The organism is Actinacidiphila oryziradicis (genome assembly GCF_005047355.1).
Lineage (GTDB): Bacteria > Actinomycetota > Actinomycetes > Streptomycetales > Streptomycetaceae > Actinacidiphila > Actinacidiphila oryziradicis.
Map to the genome: position 1 here is coordinate 1 of NZ_SUMC01000104.1, position 24802 is coordinate 24802.

Consider the following 24802-nt stretch of genomic DNA (forward strand, 5'->3'; position numbering starts at 1 on the left):
GCACGGACCGCAATGACCACCCGCAGCCGGGCGGCCGGGTCGGTGGCGCTCAGGAGCCGGTCGATGAACTGGGTGCGTTCGGCGGGGTCGGTGCACAGGGTGTAGAGCTCTTCGAACTGGTCGACGATCAGCCACGTGTCACCGTCGGCGTCCTTCGGGACCAAGCGCTGCTCGTGGGTGCGCAGGGGATGGTCGCCGGGAGTGAGCACCCGTAGCGCGGCAGGTCGCAGGGCGGGGTCGTCGGTGTGCTGCAGGCGGGGGATGAGGCCGGCCCGCAGCAGGGAGGATTTGCCGCTGCCCGACGGGCCGAATACGGCGGTGAACCGGCGGGAGCAGGCCTGCTGGAACAAGCGCTCGGTGAGCTTCTCACGGCCGCAGAAGAGACTGGCATCGGCGGGTTCGAAGCGGGCCAAGCCCCGATATGGGGACTCGGCATCTCCGTCCTGGGCGCGGGGCACGGCCGCCTCCTCCGCAGCCGCCTCACGCCAACGGGCCTCCCACTCCCTCACATTACCGCCGCAGGCGCCCACAAAGGCCAGAACGACCGGCAGGGTGGGCAGCCGTTCACCCGCAGCCGCTTGCGACAGGGTGCTCGCCCCCTGACCGGTGCGCTGCGCCATCACCCGATAGGTCGGGCTCCCGGCCTCGGCCCGGAGTTTGCGTAACCCGGCAGCAAACCGCGCAACCGGCCCCGCACTCGGATCGAGCGGACTCTCAGGACGCCCGGCCATCGACAGCTCACCCCCACCGTCCGCCTCCCCCGTGGACGCGGCACGATCGCCCGCACACTACGCACGCCCGTGACGGGAGAGCAACCACAGGCGCCTTCTTCGGCCAGCGCCGCAACACTGCGCCCGTGACCTGGGGGTGCGGCCATTGATCAGAGCGGCAAAACCGTCTGCCCATTCAATCTCCAGCCCGATGAACTCGATGACACAAGCCCCACGGCGCACGGCACAGGCCCGATGGCCCATCAGTGCCCGTGAGCACGCCGGGGCAGCCGACAACGGAGAGGAAAGCTGTGAACGCACGAAAGCGTGTCGCGCTGGCAATGACGACCGCGGTAACGGCGGCCGGCTTGGCCCTGGGCACACCGACTGCCCAAGCGGACATCACGCCCACATCACTTCCGGGAGCGGCCGTCGCCACTCCGGGCCACGCCACGCCATCTCAAGGTACAACGCATCCGAATGCGGCGGCCGCCTGGAAGCAGCTCTGGGGCCCGACGGAGATCACCGCTTCCTATCTCAACCACCACGGCAAGAAGTGGGTATCGAGGTCGTTCGACGCCCACTCGACGCGGGTCATCGGCTCGTTCCGTTGCTGGAACGGGGGCGACCACAGCAAGGCGAGGCTGCGGATCTACAACGTCGAGACGCGTAAGTGGATCGGCGACAGCGGTGCCCAGCCTTGCGACTGGACGTACAACTACATTCAGAACGTGGCCGGTTACAAGGACGGTCAGCCACTGCGGTTCGTCCTCACCTCGGTGGGCAAGGCGCACACGACGTACGTCACGGCCTACCGTGCTGGCTGACCCTGGCACTGACTGCGTATAACCCCGTCCGTGGATATCTGGGGCAACTCCGGGTAGCCGCTGTCACCTGATGGCTGCCGAGTGAGCCGCCGAAGCCTCGGGGGTGGCGCAGTTCATCCGGGAGGTCAGGGGTGACGGTCCAGACGGTGCGGGGCCGCCGGCGGCAGCCCGGTCCCGCGCGTGGCGGGCCAGCACCCGCCAGGCCTGACCAGACGTCGAGGACCAGGTCCTCATCCTCGATGTGGCTGGCGGTCGTGTTCCCGTCGACCTGACCCAGCGGGGCAAGTGGGGCCCGGTTGCGGCGATGGTCGAGGTGCTGTCCAACTGCCGCGTTCCAGCACCTCGACCATCCGCGCACCGTGATCAAGGGCGACCAGGGTTCTTACGTCTGGGCCTCCGGCAAGCGGTGAGCGGCTGATGGCGCCGGACAGCGCTCGTACCTCGGCCCGCCCGGCGTCGTCCTCCCGCCAGCCCCCACGGCACGTCCTGAACACACACGCCCACGGAGGAAAGGAATCCACCCCATGAATCCACACAAAAACCCCGATGAAGTGCTGGACTTCGAGGAGTACGTCCGCACACGACAGGACACTCTGCTGCGCAGCGCACGGCGCCTGGTCCCCGACCCGCTCGACGCCCAGGACCTGCTGCAGACCGCGCTCGCACGCACGTACCGCCATTGGGAGCGCATAGCGGACAAGCAGCTCGCCGACGCCTATCTGCGCCGCGTCATGATCAACACCCGCACCGAGTGGTGGCGGGCCAGGAAACTGCAGGAGCTCCCCACCGAGCAGCTACCGGACACCAGCATCGAGGACCCCACCGAGCAGCACGCCGACCGCCAGTTGCTGATGGACCTCATGAAGACGCTGGCACCCCAGCAGCGCAGCGTCGTCGTATTACGGCACTGGGAGCAGATGTCCACGCAAGAGACGGCCACCGCCCTCGGCATGGCGCCCGGAACGGTCAAGAGCACGCTGCACCGGGCACTCGCCCGGCTCCGTCAGGAGCTGGAGCGCCGCAGCCTCGAGTCTTCCTGGTAGGCGGAGGCGCCGCCGCTCGCCAACGACCAGAACCTCAAGCGCCTCGACATCGAGGACCGTGGACTGCGGGACGTCTGGGAATCGATCACCATCACCGGCCGCCGCGCCAGTGAGGTCCTCGAACTGCGCCTGGAGTGCATCGGTCGGTACAGGAAGCTTCCCATCCTGTGGCACGACCAGACCAAGGTCGGGAACCTGGACGAAGGAATCCGCATCTCGGAACGGCTCTACCAGCGGCTCAAGGCCCGGCAGGCCGAGACGGTGGCCCGCTTCGCTCAGCGGCACGGGCGCCAGGCCACCAGGGCCGAATGGCGCGATCTCGCGCTATTCCCCCGGCGGATGACCAACCGCGCCTTCGTCAAGAGCGTGAGCTACGGCTGGTTCCGGACCCTGTTCAAGGAGTGGGTGGGCACCCTTAACATCGCTCACTCCGTGCCTTCGAGGCGATGACCGCTCGTTTGGGTGAGGCGGAGATGGGTGCAGCTCGTTTCAAGTGAGGAGTGGCAGCCTGCCGCTTTGCTGCGAGCCGGTCATGGGGGCGCGGCCCCCATCAGCTGGTCACGACGGCGGAGACGGCGTCGAGGGCCGGCCTGGGCGCTCGTCGCAGGATCGTGGCGAGATCGCCAGTGGGGGTGCCGGTCCAGCTTGCGCGGAATGCGCGGTAGACGCCGAGCAGGATGCCGGCCAGGTCAGCAGGGATGCCCTGCGCGGTGACGGCTGCCGTGAACTGATCGTCGCTGACGGGCTGGTACTCGACCGGGGTCCCGCTGATCGTGGAGGCAAGCCGGGCAAGGTCGGCCCAGTCGATGCTGTCGCCGGCCGTGAGGGTGTAGAGCTTGCCGCGGTGCTCGTCAGCGGCCAGGACCCGCGCCGTGGCCTCGGCCAGGTCGTCGATGTGAGCCGGTGCGGTGCGCGCCCGGCCGGCTGGGGCCGAAAGCGTTCCGCTGGCGGCCGCGGTGGTCACGTCGCGGGCGACGGTCTGCGCGAGGCCGTAGGTGGTGCGCAGTATCGTCGCGCCGGGCGACAAGCTGCGCAGCAGCGCCTCGGAGCCTGCGAAGTCGGCCATCAGCGGCAGCGGATACAGATCCGGGTCAGGCCAGCTCGTGTAGACGATGCGCTCCACGTCGGCCTCGGCTGCGGCCCTGATCGCCGCGGCGTGCTGGGCGCCCCGGCGGTCGGCCCGGGTGCCGTAGTTGGTGCCGTTGACCAGCACCGCCGTCGCGCCCGCGAACGCCGACTTCAGCGAGGCGGGATCGTCGAAGTCGACCCGGCGCACCTCGATCCCCGTCTGCGCCAGTCCCGGGGCCGAGCCGGGATCGCGGGTGCCTGCCACGATGTCGGCATCGGGCACCAGCCGGCGGAGCTGGTCGAGGACGGGGCGGCCGAACAGCGTGCCGTTGGCGCCGGTGATGAGGAACATGCGGTCTCCTGTAGCCTGGAAGACGGAACCGGGTCACTTGACCCGATTAGACTATACGGGTCACGCGACCCGGTTTCTACTGGATGGGCCCTTGCCGGTGAACGACCGTCCGCTCCGCGCTGACGCGCGCGGCAACCGCGCGAAGATCCTCGCCGCGGCTCAATCGGCGTTCGAGTCGATCGGCCCGGAAGCGAACCTGCGTGAGATCGCCCGGCGGGCCGGCGTCGCGCAGGGAACGGTGCACCGCCACTTCCCCACCAAGCAGGCGCTGTTTTCGGCGATCATCACCGAGCGGCTGCGGGAGCTGACCTCCCTGGCCCGGCAGCTGCGCGCCGGCCATGCCCCCGGCGAGGCGTTCATCGCGTTCCTGACGGCGACCGTCGAGCACGCCCGCCATAACCGGTCACTGGCCACGGTATTCGACGAAGCCGGCGGCGACGAGGACATGGAGGCCGCCGGCCGGGAGATGAACACCGAGCTTGCGCTCCTGCTCGGTCACGCCCAAGCCGAAGGCACGATCCGCGACGACATCGACCTCGCAGACATTCACGCGATCGCCGCCGCCATCCTCGCCATGGACACCCACCCGGCGGCCGGCGACGCGGACCGCGCCAAGCGCATCGCCATCGTGCTCGACGGCCTGCGCTCCGGACCTGAACGCCGATCCTGACCTCCCTCATCAGGGGCGCCTGCAGGCAGGCAGCCGCACGCAGCCCCTACCTGGGCGCACTCTCCCGGGTGACCTCCATCCGGGCCAGCGTGTCCCGCTCGGAAATACGATCCGCAGCTGTGGACTGCACGTTCGCTGATCCTGGCGATGCGGCCTCGACTGCTCTGGGACGATCTGCGGATGTCGCTGTCAGTCGTCTCCACGCTGCTCCGGAGTCTGATCACGGTGCCCGCGGCCGTGCTGCGCAGCCGCGTGGCCAAAGATGCGGAGGTGTTGGCGCTGCGGCACGAGAACGCGGTGCTGCGCCGTCAGATCGCCCGGGTCCGCTACGAACCCGCTGACCGGGTCTGGCTCGCCGCCCTCTCCCGACTGATCCCGCGCGAGCGCTGGCGCCAGGTCTTCGCGGTCACCCCAACTACACTGCTGCGCTGGCACCGGCAACGCGTCGCCCGAAAGTGGACGTTCGCCCAGGGCCGCCGCCCCGGCAGACCTTCCACCGCGCCAACCGTCAAGCAGCTCATCCTGCGCCTGGCCCGGGAGAACGACACGTGGGGCCACAGACGTATCCAAGGCGAACTCGCCCGCCTCGGATACCCGATCGCCCCGTCCACCGTGTGGGACATCCTGCACGCAACCGGCATCGACCCCGCCCCGCAGCGCTCCGGCCCGACCTGGCGGCAGTTCCTCACCGCCCAGGCCGACGGCCTCATGGCCGCCGACTTCCTGCACCTCGACACCGTATTACTCAAGCGCCTGTACGCCCTGGTCTTCATCGAACACGGCACCCGCCGCGTTCACCTTGCCGGCGTCACCGCCCACCCCACCGCCCAGTGGACCGTCCAGCAGGCGAGGAATCTCGCCATGACGCTGGGGTGCCGCATGGACTCGCTGCGCTTTCTCATCCGGGATCGGGACACGAAGTACACCCGTCCCTTCGACGCCGTCTTCGAAGCCGACGACATGGAAGTCCTGCTCAGCCCACCCCGGGCACCGAGAGCGAACGCCATCTGCGAGAGAGTCGTGGGCACCCTACGCCGCGAGCTCCTCGACCGGGTCCTGATCTACAACGAGGCCCACGCTCAAACAGTGCTCACCGAATACGTCCGGCACTACAACCAGCACCGCCCTCACCAGTCCCGACAGCAACTACCCCCGGAAAGCACCGAACCGCCCGCCCCGGCAACCGTCACCAACCTCCAAACCCACCGAATCCGACGACACCCCGTCCTCGGCGGCCTGGTCAACGAGTACCACCAAGCCGCCTAACCGAACGGCATCGCCGCAGCTCACAGTACCGAATCGTATTTTCAAGCGGCACAGGTCTCCACACCCCCTGTAGGGCCGTTCTCGGGGTTTCCCGCAGGTGGGCCGGGTGCTGGCGGTGGTGCTAGACCTAGCGGAGTGTGGTGCTAGGTCTAGCAGCGTCGGCGGCCCCGCTCCGGTTACGGAGGTGATAGAAGGACCGGCCTGCAGCCGTGCTCACCCTCTCAGGCGCCCGCAAGCGGGCGCGGGGGCACCGGGGCGGGGGTGGCCTATTCCCCTGCGACCAGGACGGACAGCCCGCTCCTTTAAAGTCTGGAATCAGGCCGACGGCTCACCCGTGATCACGCCGGAAACCGAAATGTTCTGGCCTAAGTTTTCAAAAATGATGCGCTGACGGGAGTAAAGTGCTATCAGCATCGAATCGCAATGCGTCCAATATGGAAACACGGTCGCAAAGTCAACAAAACACCCAAGCAGGACAATTGAGCAACCATTAAAAACTCTTACTGCATAGTGAAAGCACAAGCTAAGATCACCGTGACGGTGGCACATAGCGCGTCACCTTGGGGGGATGGGGGGCGTCTTCCGTTGGGCGCATTTGAAAGCGTGACCTCACGGGTGGCCGCTGTGGCTGGCGTGGCCGCTGTCGCACTGGGGTCGGGAGTCGCGACTCAAGCGTCGACGGTGACGCCGGCTCTCGGGGGTACGACCGGGTGCCCCAGTAGCGGGTACATCGAAAACTACTTCACCTGCACTTCCCTGTCCAACGGTGTGCTTCAGCACTACAAGTACACCAATGACGTGGCCACGACGGCTTACTACAAGACCGGAGGGTCAGCGGTCTCGGTCAAGGTCGGATATGCCCAGGGCAGCTCGACGCACTACAGCGTAAGTTCGACCATCAGCTCCGGTGGTTCAAAATCGGCTACTTGGACTGGTGTCGCTTACTGCACTACGACTGTCGGCCTCCTGAGCGCTTCCTCAGGTACCTATCAGACGCCTCCGGCCGTCTGCTGATACAGCTCCAGCTAAGGGTGTGCCGCCTGGCGCAGGCGGCACACCCTGCCTGTTTGAATGGGTGCTTATGTTCGCTGCCATTTTCAAAGACCAATCCTGGTTCCTATTCGTGGTCGCCGTCATCACGGTGATACTCGCCTGCGGCGTGTACTCACTTGCACGGAAACACGGACAGCGGCCGTACGCCTTCGCCGCCCTTACGGCCGTCACAGTGGTGGAAGTGTCCGTCACGCTCGCCATGCCGAACGGGGGGCGGACGACTGACGTCTGCGTCCTGAACAGGGATTTAGTGGAACCCTTCCTGACGACACAGGGGCTCCTAAATCTTGCCATGTTCCTGCCGCTGGGATTCGTGGGAGTACTCGCCGCACGCTCGGTCGTCCCAGTCGTTCTCGGAAGTGCCGCCCTGTCCCTGCTGTCAGAGGTCTGCCAGGCTGTCGTTCCTGGAATCGGGCGGAACTGCGACAGCAGTGATTTCTTCATGAACACACTCGGCGGAATCCTGGGTGCGGCTGCGGCTTACGCGGTGCTGCGGATGACAGGCAGTGTTCTGCAGTGGGACAGGTACTGGCGTCCCGCAGTTGTTGGCGCCGTTGTTGCGGGACTGGTTGTCGGCGTAACCGGGTTTACATTGATCACCATCACGCCGATGGATTCCACGAGTTTGCAGTTCGCGGATGGAAGCCAGAAAGAAGCGGCCGAGGCGGCGATACGGCAGGCATTCGGCAGCCATTATACCGTAACCCAGGTGCAATACCAGCCGGCAGCGGGAAGCGGCACTGGTGGAAACCTCCTCCTAAGACTTGACGAAGGGAAGGCAAGTGCCCAGCTGACGTGGCCTGACAAGCGCGCCCTGACCGTCAGCCTCGAGAACTCGTCGAAAGTGACGGCTGAAAGCTTCCCGATTCCCGGTTCCCGTGTGAAGCCTGACACGGCCCAGAGCGCGCAACGCATCGCTCAGACCTATGCACAGAAGTTCTACCCTGCCTCTATGGCCGGAGCAAAAACTATTGTCAAGCCGGTGGGCGCCAAAGCCGAGCTAGGGTGGATGGTCAGCTGGCGTCGGACAAACGCTGACGGTGTGCTCATGCCCATGCGTCTCGATGTCGAGGTCAATCGAGCCGGCCGAATTTCTCAGCTGGTATCCAGCCCAGTGAACGATCCACAGAACCTGCCGCCGATCACGCTATCGAGAAAAGCAGCCGAAGAAAAGGCGCTCAAGTCGATACACGGTTACCTGCAGACCACGCCACTCAAAGTCAGCGGAGTCCGATTGCAGGCCATGGAGCGCGCAGGTAAATGGCGCTCCGTCTACCTCTTCACCTACAGAACCGACAAGGGTGACGAGGTAATGTCCGTAACCTACGTCGATGCCACCACGGGTCAGGCAACATCCGAATAAACAGCGATTCCCCTCAACTGCGGACCATCTCGGCGAGGCGGAGAGCAAACAAAGCCCTGAACAGGCCGGCAATACGGGCGGTGCTGTATCACGCTACCCAGTCAGGGCTGTTTCAAAGTCCAGGTGGTGGCGTGAAGTTGCAGGTCACAGCGGTGTGACGTCTGCTGGCCGTCCCGTCTCATACGCAACGAAGCTCCGGTTGGAGCGGATGACCAACCAAGTCGCCCTGCCGAACCGGAGCTTCGATGTACCGTCAGTAGAGCCTCCTCTGCCGCAGGGGGCTGCCGATAAATAACTCGGTGGTTTCTGCGGCCTGTTGACCCTGCTCCTGCCGAAAACCTCATCCGCCCTGGTGGCAGCGGGTGTGAACGGATCCGCGGGTGTCGATTACGGTTGCTCGGAACTGGCACTCTCGCGCGGCTGGCGGTGGTGACGGCATGATGATCGACTGTGCTGCTGCGACTGGCTTACCTGGGTGTGGCGAACACGTTCGCGATGCTGCGCCTGTTACCGGTGAGCGATCGGGACAAGGCCGCTGAGATACTGGCGCTGCGTCACCAGATCATGGTGCTGGAGCGCCAGCTCGGTCAGGAGAAGGTGCGGTTCACCCCGGTGGATCGGGCGTTCCTGGCGGCGCTGCTGCACCGGCTGCCGTTGGACGTCCTGCGCGAGGTGCGACTGCTGGTGCGCCCGGAGACGGTGTTGCGCTGGCACCGTGGTCTGGTTGCGCGTCGCCATGCCTCCGCGTCCCGGCCGAAACGCCCGGGCCAACCGCGGACGGTGCACTCCGTCCGGGTACTGGTGCTGCGCTTGGCGAGGGAGAACCCGTGCTGGGGATACCTGTGGGGTTCCAAAAGTCCTGCGCATGCGCTGACCTGGGCGTCTGTCAGCTTCGCTGGTCTTCTTCACGTGGCGCCTCACTGCGGTACTCGTGGATGAGTCCGTTGAGGATGTTGTGGCGCTGGATGCGTTGTGCGGGGAAGGGGATGACGTGGGGTCATCGCCGGGAGACCGGAGTTGCAGGGCGCGGTGGGGTCGGCCGGTGTTGTAGTGCTCGGCGTATTCGGCGAGGACGTGCCTCAGGTGTTGTTCGTTGTAGATCAGTAACCGGCCGGCGCACTCGGCCCGGATCGTGCGTATGGCCCTTTCGGCGTGGGCGTTCATCCGCGGGGTCTGCGGTGCGCTCTTGAGGATCTCGATGCCGTCGGCGGTGAAGACGGCATCGAGGGCCTGGGTGTACTTGCTGTCGCGGTCGCGCAGCAGGTAGCGGAAGTCTGCGGCGCGCTGGCCGAGGTCGGTGAGGAGGTTGCGGGCGAGCTGGGTGGCCCAGGCCGCGGTGGGGTGGGCGGTGACGCCGAGGATGTGCACGGTTCGGGTACCGACCTCCACGGCGTAGAACACGTACAGCCGTCTCAGGGTCACGGTGTCGATGTGGAAGAAGTCGGGGGCGAGGAGTCCGGAGGCCTGGGTGCGCAGGAACTCGCGCCACGTAGGGGTGCTGCGGCTTCGTCGGGGCGCGGGGCCCAGGCCGGCGCTGCGCAGGATGCGCCGGATGGTGGAGGCTCCGACTCGGTGGCCGAGGCGTCGCAGTTCGCCCTGGATACGGGTATAGCCATGTCGGGTTCTCGTGGGCGAAGCGCAGGATGAGGGCGGTGAGTTTTTCGGAGAGCGGCGGGCGTCCGGTCCGGGCGGGTTTCTGCTTCCATTTCCACCGGAGCAGTCGGCGGTGCCAGGCCATAAGGGTGCCGGGGGTTACCAGGCGGTGGCGGCGCAGCCTGCTCGGGAGGTGCCGGGCGAGGGCGGCGAGCACGGCGCGGTCCGGCCACGTCAGGCGCGGCCGGACACCGATCTGCCGACGCAGCACCGCGACCTCGTGGCGCAGCGCAAGGAGCTCAACGTTCTTGGCCTCCTCCGAGCGCGACAGCAGCAGGAGCAGTCCGAGCAGCCGGATGAAGATCAAGTACAGCACGCGCAACGCCATGCAGTCCGAGCATGCCATGACCACCTGGAACTGCAAAGAGCCTGATCAGAGGCTACGCGCCAGTTTTGGCACCCTACAGGCCTATCGCAGGTGGTCGGACGTCCTAACAATCCTTAAACCCTTCTTGCGCGGTCGCACAAAAGGCCTAAAGCCGAGTCGCTGCGCTGGGCGGTCTACACTGTCGCCGTTGCCCATTACGTTCAACGGCCCAGCGTCCTGGGAGGAAGCCTCGAAGCGTTCCCAGGTCCCCGGATCGCCCCGGCCGTCTGCAGAAGGGACAATGCGATGGATCCTGATATCCGGACCAGGGCCGCACTCGACGAACACTGGCGGGCATCGGAACGTGGGGATACCGAAGCCGAGCACGCCATCTACGCTGCGGACGCGATACTCGACTACCCCCAGTCAGGTGAACGATTCCGGGGCCGCACGACGATTTCGGCGCAACGTGGCGGGCACCCTGCCAGTCGGCACTTCACCGTCCACCGGATCGTTGGCAGCGGGGATCTGTGGGTGAGCGAGTGTGTCATCACGTACGACGGGGTGCCCACCTACTCAGTGAGCATTATGGAATTTGCCCACGGGCATGTGGTGCACGAGACGCAGTACTTCGCGGACGCCTTCGGTGCGCCTGAATGGCGGACAGCACTCGCGGAGCCGATGCCGGGCAGGAAAATCGCCAGGGCCTGACCCAGGGCTAGCCTCGATCGTCCATGAGCCTGTGTCAGCTTGCTGACGCGGGCTCTGGGCTTTTGTGCGAAGGATTTCCGCAGCGACGGCCATAAAATCCCTGATCACAACCGGTGTCACCATTTTTGACCAGCACAGGGTACAGCGGCGGCCCGTCCTCGGCGGGCTGATCAACGAGTACCGACGAGCAGCATAAAATCCCTGGTCAAGTCCATAGTCGCCATTTTGGACCAGCACAGGCGTGAGGACCACCCGATTGGCAACTCACCGCGCATGCGCGGCTTCAGAATGCGAAGATTTCTTATGCATCGAGTCGGTGGCACATTAACGTGCGAAATTCCACCTTTGGCACGATAGGGGACACGGCCAATGTGGTCATGTGGCAAGTCTGCCGCTCGCGTGATCTCTGTCCACCGCTTTTGTGCACCGCTCGCGGCGAACCAGATCATCTGACGCAACGAGTGAATCGGACCAGATCACTCGAGACAGAGGCCAGATCGACAGAGACAGGGATTCCCAATCAAGTTGTCAAGGTCTATCGGACACGCATCGTGGTTCATGTGGAACGCCACGTAGTTCACCCCTCGCAGCGTCAGTCAGTCTCCCCGCCCAGCCGTCAGATCGCTGGACTACTGTGTCGGAGCATGAACCCGGACGGCTGGTTGGCGGACACCCGCACCTCATACGACACGGTCGCGGTCAGCTACTCGGACAAAATGCGCGAGGCTCTGGGCGGTGCGCCGTATGTCCGGGCGGCGCTGGCCCTGTTCGCTGACGCGGTTCATGACGCCGACGGGGGGCCAGTGGCGGACGTGGGATGCGGACCGGGCCACGTCACCGCTTACCTGCATAACCTGGGCGTCGACGCCTTCGGCATCGACGTCTCTCCCGGGATGGTCGACGTGGCTCGGGCTGAACATCCTAAGCTCCGGTTCGAGGTGGGCTCGATGACGGCTCTCGACCTCGCCGACGAGTCGATCGCCGGTGCGCTCGCATTCTCGTCGTTGATTCACGTCCCCGATGAAGCGGTCCCGACGGTCCTCTCCGGCTTCAGGCGGACACTGCGCCCTGGTGCACCCCTGCTGATCGGCTTTCACGTGGGTGACGAGTCGCAGCTGAAGACGCAGGGCTACGGCGGCCACCCGATGAAGGTCTACGTCCACCGGCGCCAGCCGGCCCAGGTGAGCGCGTGGCTGCGAGAGGCCGGGTTCACCGTCGAGACCGAGATGCTGCTCGACCGCGAGGGCAGTGCCCCAGGGGCAATCCTCTTCGCACGCCGTCGTTCGTAGCGGTCAGGCCGCTGCGGAATCGCCTCGGGGCGGTCGGCCTCCTCCCGCAGCTCGTCCACCCGACGGCGAGCACCCAGCTCGCGCTGTTCCAGCAGCCCGACCACTGACGGCATCCACGACCCCCACACAAGCGACGACACGACAAGCCGTCACTCCCACCAGATCGCCGACCCTATGCCCCACCAGCGAAAACGCAGTCCTCAAGTTCGGAAAGACAACAGCTTCTGAAAGCAGACCTCACCAGCGATCAGACCGGGTCCTCGTCAGTCAGCGAAGGCATCGCGCGTGGACGCAGGACCATGAGCGAGCCTTCCAAGGTCGCCACCATGGCAAAGGGGAACCGGTCGACCTCAAGACAGAGCGCAACGTCATCAGGATGGACTCCTTGGCGCACCCCCTCCGCCAGTTCGGCGGCGGCGCGCGACTCGGCAGCGCGGCGGAGGAACTCAGCAGCATCCGTCCCAGCCTCGGTGGCCCTCCGAGCGATGTATTGAGCACACGCCAGATCTTCATCGGCCTGCCCATCGTCGCCAGTGACCACGAACGTAACACTGTCACTCTCGCGCGTCCGCAAGAGCTGAGCCGTTGCCTCCGCCACCACGAAGCTGGCGCACAGCACCAGCGGCGCCTCCTTGACCGCAAGGGCGCCGACCGTCCCTGCCGTGGTTTTCTGCACAACGGTCCGTCCGCCAACGTCAATAGACCGCAGCAGGCCCGGGGAGTTGACAGTGTCGAACCCGGGCGCGGGCGGACCGTCTTTGAGCGCCACCCAATCCGGGTGGCGGGCCTTGAGCGCCAGGGCTTCGTCCAGCGACTCAGCAAGAACGATCTTTTCCGCCCCCTGGGCAAAGGCCCAGGCAGCCACGGTGAAAGCACGCATGACGTCGACCACGACCGCCACTGACGGGGCCTCGACCAGATCAGCGATGCCAAGGAAACGAGCGTCCATTCCGCTCATGATCGCGCATGCCCGACCCGAAGCACCCGGAGAGTGATACGGGTCACATCGACGGTCTCGGAATGCAACACCGCCGGCTGCCTGCGTCGCGAAAGTGGTCCGCAACGACACGCCTGCTCAATCGCCACACGGGGTCACCCGCACACGGCCTCTGCGGACACAAGCCGGCGCTACATCACGCATCTGACCGAGTTCGGCTACCCTGCCCGCTTCGTTCAAGAGCAGGTGGGCCATACCCACGCCTCTACGACGGCCATCTACATGGGCGTTTCTGACGAGTACCGGAACCAGCTCCTGGAAGCTTCGCTGAAGCGCCGGCTGGGTGACGACTGGGACCTTAAATGATCAAGAAGATGGGCTATGAGTGGTGTCTGCGGGCCACGATGGCCGAGCACCAGATGTTCCAGACCTCGGACTTGGTGCCGCTCCTGGCGGAACGTGGCGTGACCCTGTCGCGTGAGCAGGTCTACCGCTTGGTGACGCAGCCGCCGCAGCGGATGAGCATGGACACCTTGGTCGCGCTGTGCGACATCTTCGAGTGCACACCGAACGATCTCATCAAGCCGAAGGTGGTCAACGCCCAGGTCAAGAAGACCGCGGACGGACAGGCCGAGCCACTGCCGCTGAAGGAGCGGCGGACCACGATCCGGCGCCCCGGTCAGCCGTGAGGCCTCTGACACCGGACCAGGTCCGCCTACGCGCCGAGCTTGCTGCCGCCCAGGAGCAGATCGTCGCCCTGCTGCGGTCAGCGGTAGGCGATTCCCTTGCCCCCGAACAGGCTCAGGCCGTGGCGGAGGAGGCTCGGGCATGGCGTGGTGCGAACGCCTTCCGCCTGGTGCGCTATCTGTCCGACAGACCCGACGCCCTGAGCATGCCCAGTAGCGACTGCCCGACCTGCGTGGTGCGTTTGCTGGCAGCACTCACCGCCGCTGGGCACGGTGACAAAGTCGCCCTGGTGGCCTGCGGCGACTGCGGACGGACCGACCCGCTTCCCACCAACAACGGACCGGAGGGGCGACTGTGTTCACGCTGCGCCGGCCGACGTGCCAAGAAGCCGTGCGCCCGCTGCGGCAAATTGGCCAGCACCTACGCCCGCCGACCGGAGGGCGGCATCTGCAATCCGTGCAGGAACAAGGAGTCGGATGCCAAGGAGGAATGCGCCGACTGCCGCCGGATGATGATCTCGTACCGGCGCCTGCCCGACGGCACCAGCCTCTGCCAGACCTGTGCTCCCAAGAACACTCAGACCTGTTGCCGTTGCGGACGACTACGCCGGGTCAACGCACTGACCACCGACGGGCCGGCACGGTCCAGACCGGAAGGGTGCGGCACCACCTGGGCAATGTCGTGGTCACGACGACGGACGCCACCACCGCTGAGGTGCGGGCCTATCGGGTGCAGACGAGGAACACCGGTGAGAGCATCCAGATGATCTCGACAGGGGTCTACACGTTCGGCCTGCGCCGGTCCGACGGTGGGTGGCGGATCGCCGAGCTCACCCTGACGCTGGACAACGCCTTTTAGGGCGGGGCTAGGCAGTGTGTCCGGCGGATCATCGGGTGCCTGCCGGCGGCGCCCGGTTACCGATTGGGCCGACGACGAACAGCGCGGCCCTCTGTAGGGAGATGGTCAGCCGGTCGACGCGTTGTTGAACGCCAGCAGGTTCGGCTGCCCGCTGGCAGATCGAGCAGGCGGTCGGGGTGTCGTCGTACTCGCAGCCGCAGGGGTGATCCGGGTGCGGGGCTGCTCGCCCTGCGGGCGAATTCTGCAACTCTCGAATACCGACACTCCACCAGTGGCACGCTTCGCGCCAGGAGCTGAGCGTGGTTGGCGTCGTGGGACCGTCAGCGCGGCCGCGCACGGCGGTCGTGGACGCCGGGGCCGGTCTCTTGTTGTCCGCTCCGCTGGACGAACCGCTGCGAGGCGTCCTGGGTGCGATGGCGACGGGGGACACCGCGCGCCTTCCCGACAGCACCCTCTATCGGGCCTTGGCTTCGCCGGTCGCCGCGGAGGGGCGTATGGACACGACCAGGCATGCGCGGGTCGTCGTGGAGCGAGTGCTCCTGGACCGGTGAGCGCCTCGTCCCTCACCGGGCGGGGCGCTTCCCCCGCCTCCGGCGGATGGGCCGGAGACGGGAGACGGAGGACCGCGGACTGCCTTACTTGGCGGTCAGGAACCGTGGTCACCTTCGCCGCCCTCGACTGCATCCCCTGCCCCTACCGGCAGCAGTGCACCAGCGCGAAGAGCAACCGCCGTCAACTCTCCCTCCAGCCGAGGGAGATGACCCAGGCCCTGCGGCACGCCCGCGCGCAACAGCAGACCAAGGACTGGAACACCGACTACGCGCTGCGCGCCGGCGTCGAGGGCACCATCCGACAGGCCCCCGCCGTCACCGACATGCACCACGCCCGCTACCGCGGACTCGCCAAAACCCACCTCGAACACGTCTTCAGCGCCGTCGCCCTCAACCTGTTACGACTCGACGCCTGGCGGAACGGACACCCACTCGACCGCACCCGAACCACCCACCTCGCCCGCCTCGAGCTCTCCCTCGCCGCATAACCAAATGGGCAACAGGGTCCCACAAGGTCCGCGGCGGCCCGGGCCGCCGCCGCGATCCTGGCCGGGCCGATCGCCGCGAGCGCGCGCAATAGGGCGTACTGCTCGGGATGATCCGTAGGCTCCAGCGCGTCGAGTTCCCCGCCGACTGCCGCTTCGAGCCGTCCGTCCTCACCATCGCCAAGGCCGCAGGCATCCTCTGCAGCAAGGCGGGAACCGCGAACATCGTCGACGCCGCCGCCGTCATGGCCGCCACCCTCAGCACCATCATCTGGACCTCCGACCCGGACGACATCCGCGCTCTGATCGACGCCCAGGACGTCAAGCCCGCCCCGGTCGTCCGCACCATCTGACGGAAAGCCGCACCGCCGTGAGCCTTCCCGGCCGAGGCGGTCGATTGAGCGGCTGTGTCGCGTCCAAGAACCCACAGATCAGCGGCCGGATCCTATATTTGAGCCCCACACGGTTCATTTGTGACCGTGCTTCCGCGTTGGGCTCGCGGTGGGTGCGGGGCTTCCGCCGGGGAAGCCGGGGAGTCCGCCCGAGGGCGTCGGCTGCGTGGTGGGGCCGCACCTGCGGGCCGGGTGGCACACGGGGGTGGATGTGGTGGCCGTCGGCGAGGGCGTGGCGGTAGGCGTCGGCGGCGTGCTCGGGGATGGGGCGGGCGCGCCGTACTCGTTCGCACCCGTGCCGAGGTTCGGTGCCGCGGGGAAGTTCACGGTCGGCTGCCCCGCCAAGGCCGCGGTCATGTAGTCGGTCCACACCTGGGTCGGGATAACGCCGCCGAACACCTTGGTGTAGCCGCCGACGCCGGTCATCGATTGCAGCGTGGGGTGCTTCGGGTCCTCCTTGAACAGTACGACTGCCGTGGAGAGTTGCGGGGTGTAGCCGATGAACCACGCCGACTTGTAGTTGTCGGTGGTGCCGGTCTTGCCGGCCGCGGGGCGGCCCAGCACCTGGGCGTTGGTACCGGTGCCCTGCTTGATCACGCCCTGCAGCACGTTGGTGACCGTGTCCGCGGTGGAGGACTTGAGCGCCTGGACGGGGTTGGGCTTCGTGAACCCGGGCAGTGTCTCTCCGTTGCTGACAACCTTGCTCACCGAGTACGGGTCGTAGTGTGTGCCGCTGGCCGCGAAGGTGGCGTATGCGTCCGCCATCCGGATCGCCGACGGTGTGGATGTGCCGATGAAGAACCCGGCAGTGTTGTACTGCAGGCTGCTGCGCAGCAAACCGACGTTGATAGCGGTGTTCTCCACATTGGCGTAGCCGACGTCCTCGCCGAGCTGGACGTAGGGGGTGTTGACCGACTGCTCCATGGCCGTGCGCAGGCTGATGTAGCCCCACCGATGCGTCGTGTCGTTGTGCTGGTGCAGCAGCCCGCTCGGGTCGGTGCTGTCGGTGACGTAGTTGCCTTTCTGGTCCTTGATCTCGATGCCGTCGTCGCCGTTGAACCGGCTGGCCGGTGTGATGGGTTGTGGGCCCTGGCCCGGGGAGAGCACGGCGCCGTCCTGCAGGGCCGCGGCGAGGTCGATGGGCTTGAAGGTCGACCCGACGGGGACACCGGAGGCGTCGGCGTTGTCGGTGAAGTGGCCCTTGTCCCAGCCAGGTCCCCCGTACAGGGCGACGACCGCGCCCGTCGCGGGGTCCACCGAGGCGGCGCCGAATTGGACGTTGCGGTCCGCGGCGTGGTGCTTCGGGTCGAGGTGGGCACTGGATGTTTTCGTTACGGCCGCGGCGAGCTGGGTGACCTTCTTCTTGTCGAAGGTGGTGTAGACCTGATAGCCACCGTGGCTCAGGTCCTGCTCAGTGATCGAGGAGTGGGAGGTGACGTAGTTCTCCGCCGTCTGGACCAGGTAGCCGGTCTGGCCCGTCATCCTCGATGCTGGGACGTAGGGCTTGGGCAGGGGGAGGGTCCGGTAGGTGGCCCGCTGTGCCGGACTCAGCTTCCCGTCGGTCACCATGCGGTCCAGGACGTACTTCCAACGCGCCTCGGCCAGAGCCTTCGCCTTGGGGTCGCTGTCCGCGTTCATCAGCACGCTGGGCTCGTTGACCGCCGCGGCGAGGAAGGCGCCCTGGCTCACCGTGAGCTGGCTGGCGTGCACGTGGTAGTACGCCTCGGCGGCGGCCTCGACACCACTGGCTCCGCGCCCGAAGTAGCAGGTGTTGAGATAGCCCTGCAGGATTTGCTGCTTGGACATCCTGCTGCCGATCTTCACCGAGATCACGATCTCGTTGAGTTTGCGGGAGATCGACTGGCTCTGGTTGAGGTAGGTGTTCTTCACGAACTGCTGCGTGATGGTCGAACCCGACTGGACCGCTCCGCCCTTCACCATGTTCAGCACGGCACGCGCGATGCCCTGCGGGTCGATGCCGGGGTCGGTGTAGAAGGTGGAGTTTTCGGCCGCCAGGAAGTCCCACTGCACCAGCAGGGGCACCTGGCTGAGACCCACGTTCTGCCGGTTGACCTGGCCTGCACTGGCCATCTGGCTCCCGTCCGCCCAGTAGAAGACATCGCTCTGTATCTGGGTGCTGGGATTCACGGTGGGGATGATCGCGGTGGCATACACATAGCCGACCGCAGCCACCAGGCTGCCGAAGCAGAACACAAACACACCGAGAACCTGCTTCCAGGACGGCAACCACCGCCGTACGCCGTTCTTACGCGAGCGCGGATAGTCAATGAGACGCCGCTTGCCGGGCCGCCCCGGTGCGCCGCGTCGACGGCCGGCGGCGGGGGCAGCTCGTCCGGCGGTGTGCCGCATCTCACCGCCCGGTTTGTGAGGCGGCGCCGTGGTCGGCTGATGGCCGGAGCGCCGACCCTCGCCCTGCGCTGCGCGCGGGCGCGAACGCCCTGCGACACGGCGCCTACCGCCCGCTGCAGCAGGGATTCCGTCTCCGCCGTTCGACCGTGATGGGTTGCGCCGGTGCGTGCTCATGCTTCCAGGTGCTCCTCGACAGGCACTGCGACCTGAAGGGGGTCGTCGGCCCCCTGTTGGTCCCGACCTGGGTCCTGTCCCGTCGTCCGGTTCTGGGTGGTCACCACCCCTCCACTTATGGCAGATAAGAGTAACCGTTGCGTTTTGTGACTCCTCCCCCCGATAGATCCGGGGGGCTTCTCCTGTCGGTGGCTAGTGTGGTGACTCTCTCGGCTCTCGGGCCGCTGTCAACGCGTCGCGGCCGGTGACCTGCGGGGCTGAGCGGCGGGCGGACCGTGTCGGACGTCCACGGAACAAGATCGAACAACTCGTAATGCGTAGGCTCGCGCGCGCAGCATTGTTCTGATTTCCCTCTGAATCGGCAAACGAGGGGAACGCTCGCGGCCTTCCAGAGCTCTCGAAAAGTGCCCGACGCACGCGGACCACTCCGACGCACCACAAGCGCCGAGTCGACGAGAGGAGCCCTGTGTATACGACGTCCACGTACCGCAGCCATGCCATGGCCCGCCCCCCGCAGCTGGCCCTACCCCCGCCCCGCACCGTTCCGATCGTGGCCCAGCTGCTGATCTACGCCGGGGCCGCAGCCGTGGTGGGCCTGTGGTGGACGGACACCACCTCGGTGGTGGGTTTCGCCGGTTGGCTGACCAACGCCGGCCGGGTCACCGGCCTGCTCGCCGGTTACGCCTGCGCGGTGCTGCTCGCGCTGATGTCCCGCTTCCCGCTGCTGGAACGGACTGTGGGCTCGGACCGCCTCGCCCGCTGGCACGCGCTTGGCGGCCGCTACACCATCTCACTCACGCTCGCCCACACGCTGCTGATCATCCTCGGCTACGCGGCAAGCGCCCACATGAGTGTCGTCAGTCAGACCACCACGTTCGTCCTCACCTATCCCGACATGCTCAAGGCCACTGCAGGCTTCCTGCTCCTGGTCGCCACCGGGATCATCTCGGCAAGCGCCGCGCGCCGCCGACTGCGCTACGAGACCTGGCACTACCTGCACTTCGCCACCTATCTCGCCATCTTCCTGGCCTTCTTCCACCAGCTCTCCGACGGCACTGACTTCATCGCGCACCGCCCCGCCCAGCTCGCCTGGTACGCCCTCTACGTCGGCGTGGCCGCGCTGCTGATCTGGTACCGCTTCCTCACCCCGGTGCGCCGGGCGCTGCGACACCGGCTGACCGTGGTCGAGGTGCGGCCCGAGGCGCCCGGCGTCGTGTCGGTCTTCATGACCGGGCGGCACCTGGAGGAGCTGGGCGCCGAGCCCGGCCAGTTCTTCCGCTGGCGTTTCCTCACCCCCGGGATGTGGTGGACGGCGAACCCGTACTCGCTCTCCGCGCCGCCCACCCGGGACTTCCTGCGGATCACTGTGAGGTCCGTCGGCGGCCACAGTGAGGCGCTGACCAGGCTCCGGCCCGGCACCCGGGTGTGGGCCGAGGGGCCGTACGGCGCCTTCACTGCGGCCCGGCGCACAGCGCGCAAGGTCCTGCTGCTGGGCGGCGGCGTCGGCATCACCCCACTGCGTGCTCTCTTCGAGACGTTGCCCGGCGAGGTCACCCTGATCTACCGGGCGCGCCGACCGGAGGACCTGGCGCTCCGGCAGGAGCTCAACGCCATAGCGGCCGATCGCGGCGCGACCGTGCACTACGTGGTCGACGAACCCGTCGAGTACTCGTCGCCACTCACCGCAAGGGGGCTGGCTTCCCTTGTGCCGGACATCGCCGAGCACGACGTCTACCTGTGCGGACCGCCGGGAATGACGGCCGCGGCGATATCGGCGCTGCGCCGGGCCGGGGTGCCGCGTCGCCGCATCCACCACGAGTCGTTCGCGTTCTGAGCGTTCCGAGGATCCCTGAAGGAGCAGTCCTATGGCGATGCGCCGTGCCGCCATTCTCACCACATCAACCGTCGCGGGTCTGGTCCTGCTGCTGTCCCTCAAACCACAACAGAGCGTCGTGCCGACATTGGCCGCTTCGGGCGGCGGTGCCTCGGACTCCTCGTCCGCGCCGGGCACCAACTCCACCCCGCCGGGTAAGTCCGGCCGCTCCAGCAGGTCGAAGAGCGGAAGCAGCCAGGGTGGCCCCACCGGCACCTACACCGGTGACGTCGAGCAGACCCCGTTCGGCCCCGTCCAGGTCGCCGTCGCCCTCTCACACGGCAAGCTGACCGACGTCCGAGCGCTGCAGACCCCCAGCGATGCGTCACGCAGCCAGAGGATCGCCGCCTACGCCGTGCCCACCCTGACCCAGGAGGCGCTGGCCGCGCAGAGCGCGCAGATCCAGGCCGTCTCCGGCGCTTCCTACACCAGCCAAGGCTATACGCAGTCCCTCCAGAGCGCCTTGGACAAGGCCGGTGCCTGAGATGGCCGCCGGGCCCGATGCCTGACAACGTGTTGAGCGATTGAGTCGGCGGGTCGCTGCCCTGGCGGAACATGGCGGCCGTCTGTTGGCGGCGGTCCGGGTCCCCGGCCTGTTTTCGGCGGCACGGTGAGTGCATGATGATCAGGTGAATGACTGGCTGCGCGCTCGGAATGGCTGGACACTCCTGCTGCTGCTTTGGGGCATCACGCTGATGGGCGGCCTGCTCGGGGTAGCAGCGTCGCGGACGCTCTACGACCCCACGACATCGTTTGCGTCGCACGTGCCGTGGGTGGTGGGAGGCTCCCTTTTCGTGGCCCTCAGCGGCACCGTGGGGGCTCTCCGCCGTCGGCGGCGGCAAGGCTGAACAGACCTGGACGCGCGCCGGTCGCTCAGGTAGACAGTCTCGCGGGGAAGGCTGCGCGAGTTGGTGTTGCTGTGACGCGTTCCCTGGCCCGCACGGCCTTGTCCCATCGTGTTTGCACCGGCCTGTCGCGCCGTCGACTCGGCGCGATCATCGGCGAGACGGTCGTGGTGTGGAGGTTCAGCGTGTGCGAACAGCCTGTGGCCTGCACTCCAGGAGCGCTGTGGTCGCCACGTCCGGCGCCGCACTGATGTCGGCGAGACGCCGGGTCAGCAGGTGTTAGGTGGCCGGGCGGCAGACGCCTGTGGGGTTCCAAAAGTCCCGTACAGCGCCGACCTGCAGCTTCTTCAGCCGTCGTGATCTTCGTCAGGCGGCGTTGTGGTACTCGTGGATGAGTCCGCTGAAGATGTCGTGACGGTGGATCCGCTGGGCCGGGAAGGGGATGACGTCGGGGTCGTCGGCTGGGGCGCGAAGCTGCAGCGCTCGGTGGGCCCGGCCGCAGTCGTAGTGCTGGGTGTATTCGGCCAGGACGTGGCGCAGGTGTTGCTCGTTGTAGATCAGCATCTGGTCGGTGCACTCGGCTCGTGCGGTGCGTACGAACCTCTCGGCGTGGGCGTTCATCCGCGGAGCCTGTGGTGCGGTCTTGAGGATCTCGATGTCGTCGGCGGTGAAGACGGCGTCGAACGCCTGGGTGTAGCGGCTGTCGCGGTCGCGCAGCAGGTAGCGGAAGCCGGAGGCTCGCTGACCGAGGTCGGACAGTAGGTTTCGGGCGAGCTGGGTGGCCCAGGCCGCGGTGGGGTGGGTGGTGACGCCGAGGATGCGCACGGTGCGGGTGCCGACCTCCATGACCGCGAACACGTACAGCCGCTTCAAGACCACGGTGTCGACGGTACCGATGGGCCGCTGGCGAGGTGCTCGCAAGTGCGAGTCCTTTTCCAGCGGCCCTCGGCCCGAACGGCGCATGCGACTTTCACCGCACGCCGCTCTCTGGTGACTTACGACGTGAGCTGCGCTGTCGGCTGTCCGGCGTGGATATCGTGGTGGCATGTCCGGCAGACGACCAGCGTCTTGCGTCGCCGCCGGGTCATCTCCCGCGCCCACGCCGGACCGGAGGCTTCCGGGCGATCGAGGTCCTTGAGACGCCGGATGTGGTGCACCGAGATGCCATCGGTGCCTCGACAGAGCTCGCACCGGTGGGCGAGGAGCCGAGTGATCAGTTCCTTGCCTCCGATGACGTCCGGGAGGGTGGGGCGGTCGGTGAGGACCGCCTTCTTCTGCTGCCGTAGTGGAATACCGCCGAACCGTGCGACCAGTGGTTTCCTGCCGTCGCGCTCGATCCTGGCCTCGAGGCACTGGCGTGGCCCGTGGAGGGTGTCGATGGTGGCGGTGTGTTTGGCTGCCATCTTCGACACCGACGAGCGGTGCTTGTTCGCCAGGGTCTTGAGCATGGACGTCTGCATGACCCAGTGCAGCCGGGTCAGTTGTGAGACATTCCCGGCGGGCAGGTAGTACTGGACGATGCCCCCGTACTCGGCCCCGTAGGCTGCGACGATGGTGTAGTCGTCTTCGTTCAGCAGTTGGGGTCGGCGCGCGGGTTTGCCGCGCTTGAGATATGGGGCGCATTTGGCCTTGATCACCGAGGAGGGGACACGCAGGCGGATCGAGCCGTTGATACGTCGACGGCCCGCGATGACCTTGGTGTCGCTGTTTCCCACGGAGATCTCGTAGCCGAGGAACCGCGCGGCCCCGGTACGGGCGTGCGTGATCAGCGTCTTGTTCTGGGAGAGCTCCAGCTTGAGGTCGTCGTGCAGGAACTCTGCCAGCCGCCGTTTGATCTCCTCGGCCTCGGCTTTCGGTCCGGTGAACCCGAGCAGCGTGTCGTCGGCGTACCGGCAATAACGAAGCCGCCGGTACCCGGGGTCATGGGTGTCCATGCTCGGCATGGTCCGCAGCCGCTTGAGCAGTTCCCGCGCCGTGGCGTGGTCACCGCGTCGGCGGGCGCGCACCCTGGCCGCCAGCACGCGGGCGTAGTCAGGATTGTGCTTCCTGACGGTCCCTCGGGTGTACTCCGGGATCAGAACCGTCTCGACGAACGTGTCCAGCCGGTGCAGGTAGATGTTGGACATGACCGGTGACACGCCGCTGCCCTGGGGAACCCCGGACAGTGTCGCGTTCCAGACCCAGTCCTCCAGGTATCCGGCCGTGAGCATGGTGCCCAGCAGCCTCAGGAACCGGTTGTCGTGGATTTTCTCGCCGAGGGACGAGAGCATGATCTGATGGTCAAAGCTCCCGAAGCAGTCGGCGACGTCTCCCTCGATGAACCAGGTCGTCCCCGTCCAGGTGTGAGCCACCTCGCGCAGCGCGGTGTGGCAGCCCCGGCGGGGACGGAAACCGTGGGAACGGTCGGAGAACGTCGGCTCGTAGTACGCCTCAAGCAGCAGGCGCACGACCTCGCAGACAAGTTTGTCCGACCACGGCGACAGGCCGAGCGGCCGCCGCTTGCGGCCGCTCTTCTTCGGGATGTAGACCCGCTTGACTGGACTGAACCGGTAGCGCTCGTGGCGCAGCGCGTCGATGACGCGCCCGATCTTGTCCAGTGACATGCCGTCCACGGTCTCCTGTGTAGCCCCGGGCGTCATCGCCCCCTTGTTGGAGTAGATGCGTCCGTAGGCCAGCAGATACAACTGCGGGTTGAACAACTGTCGATACAGCTCTTCGCACGGCAGGCCACGCCTACCGCGCTCACGCAGGACACTCAGCACCGTTTCGGCGTTCTGCATTACGCATACCTCCCGGTCCTCGGGTGTCCGATCACCTGGCCCCCTTCGCCCTGCGGGCGGCTTTCCCGCCCTCCTTGGCCGGTCGTGACTCCGACGACTACTACGGGGCCTCCGTCGCCGTAGGACTCGCGTCCCGTAGGCGATCCCATGTTCGTTCCGGTCGTACGTGACAGCGTGACGTAGGCGCCCCACTCATCCCCTTCAATGCCCGCACTGGGCATCGTTCCGCGCCCCGGAGGTTGCCCTGGCCCTTCCACGCAACCAGAGCAGGGCACGGCGTCGGTATCGGACGTCGTTCCGACGGATGCGACTTTCCATCACTGGGGATTGGGGTTCAGGCAATCCAGCTTTCGCCCTATCACGCGGGTCCCGCGACGCACTGCCCCTGACGTCTGGGCACAGTCGTCGCTTTCCTGGCATGCTCTGGTCCCCGTCACCATTTCGGATCAAGGTAAGCCATCGGACCCAAGAACCTCCCTCCGAGTTCCTCCCGGCTGAACCGGGGATACGAGCCAGACGCCTCATGGCGCACTGGAAG

At 66.6% G+C, this 24802-nt stretch carries 21 protein-coding genes and 3 pseudogenes; 17 read left to right on the plus strand and 7 right to left on the minus strand.

Features of this window, described 5'->3' with window-relative positions; all coding sequences use genetic code 11:
• Positions 1-731, minus strand: a 731-nt coding sequence (locus FCI23_RS45460; protein WP_322974001.1) for a helix-turn-helix domain-containing protein, incomplete at its 3' end; no start/stop codon positions are given.
• 290 nt (positions 732-1021) lie between these two features.
• Here FCI23_RS45460 and FCI23_RS45465 point away from each other — a divergent pair.
• Positions 1022-1537, plus strand: coding sequence for a hypothetical protein (locus tag FCI23_RS45465; RefSeq protein WP_136729907.1), 516 nt, complete (start codon positions 1022-1024; stop codon positions 1535-1537).
• A gap of 524 nt (positions 1538-2061) precedes the next feature.
• Complete coding sequence (locus FCI23_RS45470; RefSeq protein ID WP_136729908.1) at positions 2062-2580, plus strand: SigE family RNA polymerase sigma factor; 519 nt, start codon at positions 2062-2064, stop codon at positions 2578-2580.
• A gap of 550 nt (positions 2581-3130) precedes the next feature.
• Here the strand turns inward: FCI23_RS45470 and FCI23_RS45475 are convergent.
• Positions 3131-4000: an NAD(P)H-binding protein gene (locus FCI23_RS45475; protein ID WP_136729909.1), complete on the minus strand. Its 870-nt coding sequence runs from the start codon at positions 3998-4000 to the stop codon at positions 3131-3133.
• A 97-nt stretch (positions 4001-4097) separates the two neighbouring features.
• On the opposite strand from FCI23_RS45475, the gene FCI23_RS45480 reads away from it, so the two are divergent.
• The 4 genes and pseudogenes from FCI23_RS45480 to FCI23_RS64280 all read left to right on the plus strand — a co-directional run.
• The gene (locus FCI23_RS45480) at positions 4098-4670 is read left to right on the plus strand and encodes a TetR/AcrR family transcriptional regulator (protein WP_246144694.1); all 573 of its coding nucleotides are present in this window, start codon (positions 4098-4100) and stop codon (positions 4668-4670) included.
• Between the two features lie 180 nt (positions 4671-4850).
• Entirely contained in the window at positions 4851-5936 is a 1086-nt protein-coding gene (locus tag FCI23_RS45485; protein ID WP_136729911.1) for an integrase core domain-containing protein, read from the plus strand.
• Positions 5937-7017: 1081 nt separating this feature from the next.
• Positions 7018-8352 carry a VanZ family protein gene (locus FCI23_RS45495; protein WP_136729913.1) on the plus strand — a complete coding sequence of 445 codons (1335 nt, stop codon included), beginning with the start codon at positions 7018-7020 and terminating at the stop codon, positions 8350-8352.
• A 450-nt stretch (positions 8353-8802) separates the two neighbouring features.
• A pseudogene (locus FCI23_RS64280) lies at positions 8803-9192 on the plus strand (integrase); the annotation flags it as partial.
• Between the two features lie 225 nt (positions 9193-9417).
• Here the strand turns inward: FCI23_RS64280 and FCI23_RS64285 are convergent.
• Positions 9418-9516: pseudogene (locus tag FCI23_RS64285) on the minus strand (integrase core domain-containing protein); the annotation flags it as partial.
• Positions 9517-9979: 463 nt separating this feature from the next.
• On the opposite strand from FCI23_RS64285, the gene FCI23_RS63360 reads away from it, so the two are divergent.
• From FCI23_RS63360 to FCI23_RS45520, 3 genes are all read left to right on the plus strand, one after another.
• A complete protein-coding gene (locus FCI23_RS63360; protein ID WP_322974004.1) occupies positions 9980-10378 on the plus strand; it encodes a hypothetical protein in 399 nt (132 codons plus the stop codon).
• A 240-nt stretch (positions 10379-10618) separates the two neighbouring features.
• Entirely contained in the window at positions 10619-11023 is a 405-nt protein-coding gene (locus FCI23_RS45510; protein WP_136729914.1) for a nuclear transport factor 2 family protein, read from the plus strand.
• A gap of 644 nt (positions 11024-11667) precedes the next feature.
• Positions 11668-12312, plus strand: a complete 645-nt coding sequence (locus FCI23_RS45520) for a class I SAM-dependent methyltransferase (RefSeq protein ID WP_136729915.1) — start codon at positions 11668-11670, stop codon at positions 12310-12312.
• A gap of 247 nt (positions 12313-12559) precedes the next feature.
• Here the strand turns inward: FCI23_RS45520 and FCI23_RS45525 are convergent, their stop codons facing one another.
• Complete coding sequence (locus FCI23_RS45525) at positions 12560-13261, minus strand: 2-phosphosulfolactate phosphatase (protein WP_136729916.1); 702 nt, start codon at positions 13259-13261, stop codon at positions 12560-12562.
• Positions 13262-13441: 180 nt separating this feature from the next.
• On the opposite strand from FCI23_RS45525, the pseudogene FCI23_RS61295 reads away from it, so the two are divergent.
• The 6 genes and pseudogenes from FCI23_RS61295 to FCI23_RS45555 form a co-directional block, all read left to right on the plus strand.
• Positions 13442-13615, plus strand: a pseudogene (locus tag FCI23_RS61295) (tyrosine-type recombinase/integrase); the annotation flags it as partial.
• The gene (locus FCI23_RS45535) at positions 13612-13938 is read left to right on the plus strand and encodes a helix-turn-helix domain-containing protein (protein ID WP_016325359.1); all 327 of its coding nucleotides are present in this window, start codon (positions 13612-13614) and stop codon (positions 13936-13938) included. The pseudogene FCI23_RS61295 and the gene FCI23_RS45535, both read left to right, overlap by 4 nt.
• A 487-nt stretch (positions 13939-14425) precedes the next feature.
• Positions 14426-14794 carry a nuclear transport factor 2 family protein gene (locus FCI23_RS62730; RefSeq protein WP_136729917.1) on the plus strand — a complete coding sequence of 123 codons (369 nt, stop codon included), beginning with the start codon at positions 14426-14428 and terminating at the stop codon, positions 14792-14794.
• Positions 14795-15093: 299 nt separating this feature from the next.
• The gene (locus FCI23_RS45545; RefSeq protein WP_136729918.1) at positions 15094-15345 is read left to right on the plus strand and encodes a hypothetical protein; all 252 of its coding nucleotides are present in this window, start codon (positions 15094-15096) and stop codon (positions 15343-15345) included.
• Positions 15346-15449: 104 nt separating this feature from the next.
• The gene (locus FCI23_RS45550) at positions 15450-15833 is read left to right on the plus strand and encodes a transposase (RefSeq protein WP_246144690.1); all 384 of its coding nucleotides are present in this window, start codon (positions 15450-15452) and stop codon (positions 15831-15833) included.
• Positions 15834-15940: 107 nt separating this feature from the next.
• Positions 15941-16183, plus strand: coding sequence for a hypothetical protein (locus FCI23_RS45555; protein WP_246144691.1), 243 nt, complete (start codon positions 15941-15943; stop codon positions 16181-16183).
• A gap of 114 nt (positions 16184-16297) precedes the next feature.
• Here the strand turns inward: FCI23_RS45555 and FCI23_RS45560 are convergent, their stop codons facing one another.
• Positions 16298-18442 carry a transglycosylase domain-containing protein gene (locus FCI23_RS45560; protein WP_246144692.1) on the minus strand — a complete coding sequence of 715 codons (2145 nt, stop codon included), beginning with the start codon at positions 18440-18442 and terminating at the stop codon, positions 16298-16300.
• Positions 18443-19265: 823 nt separating this feature from the next.
• Here FCI23_RS45560 and FCI23_RS45565 point away from each other — a divergent pair.
• Entirely contained in the window at positions 19266-20600 is a 1335-nt protein-coding gene (locus tag FCI23_RS45565) for a ferredoxin reductase family protein (RefSeq protein WP_136729921.1), read from the plus strand.
• Between the two features lie 37 nt (positions 20601-20637).
• Positions 20638-21123 carry an FMN-binding protein gene (locus FCI23_RS45570; RefSeq protein ID WP_136729922.1) on the plus strand — a complete coding sequence of 162 codons (486 nt, stop codon included), beginning with the start codon at positions 20638-20640 and terminating at the stop codon, positions 21121-21123.
• A 727-nt stretch (positions 21124-21850) separates the two neighbouring features.
• On the opposite strand, the gene FCI23_RS45575 is transcribed toward FCI23_RS45570, so the two are convergent.
• Both FCI23_RS45575 and FCI23_RS45580 read right to left on the minus strand, forming a co-directional pair.
• Positions 21851-22405, minus strand: a complete 555-nt coding sequence (locus FCI23_RS45575; protein ID WP_246144693.1) for an integrase core domain-containing protein — start codon at positions 22403-22405, stop codon at positions 21851-21853.
• A 74-nt stretch (positions 22406-22479) separates the two neighbouring features.
• Complete coding sequence (locus tag FCI23_RS45580; protein WP_211265753.1) at positions 22480-24264, minus strand: reverse transcriptase/maturase family protein; 1785 nt, start codon at positions 24262-24264, stop codon at positions 22480-22482.
• Positions 24265-24802: the final 538 nt, after the last annotated feature.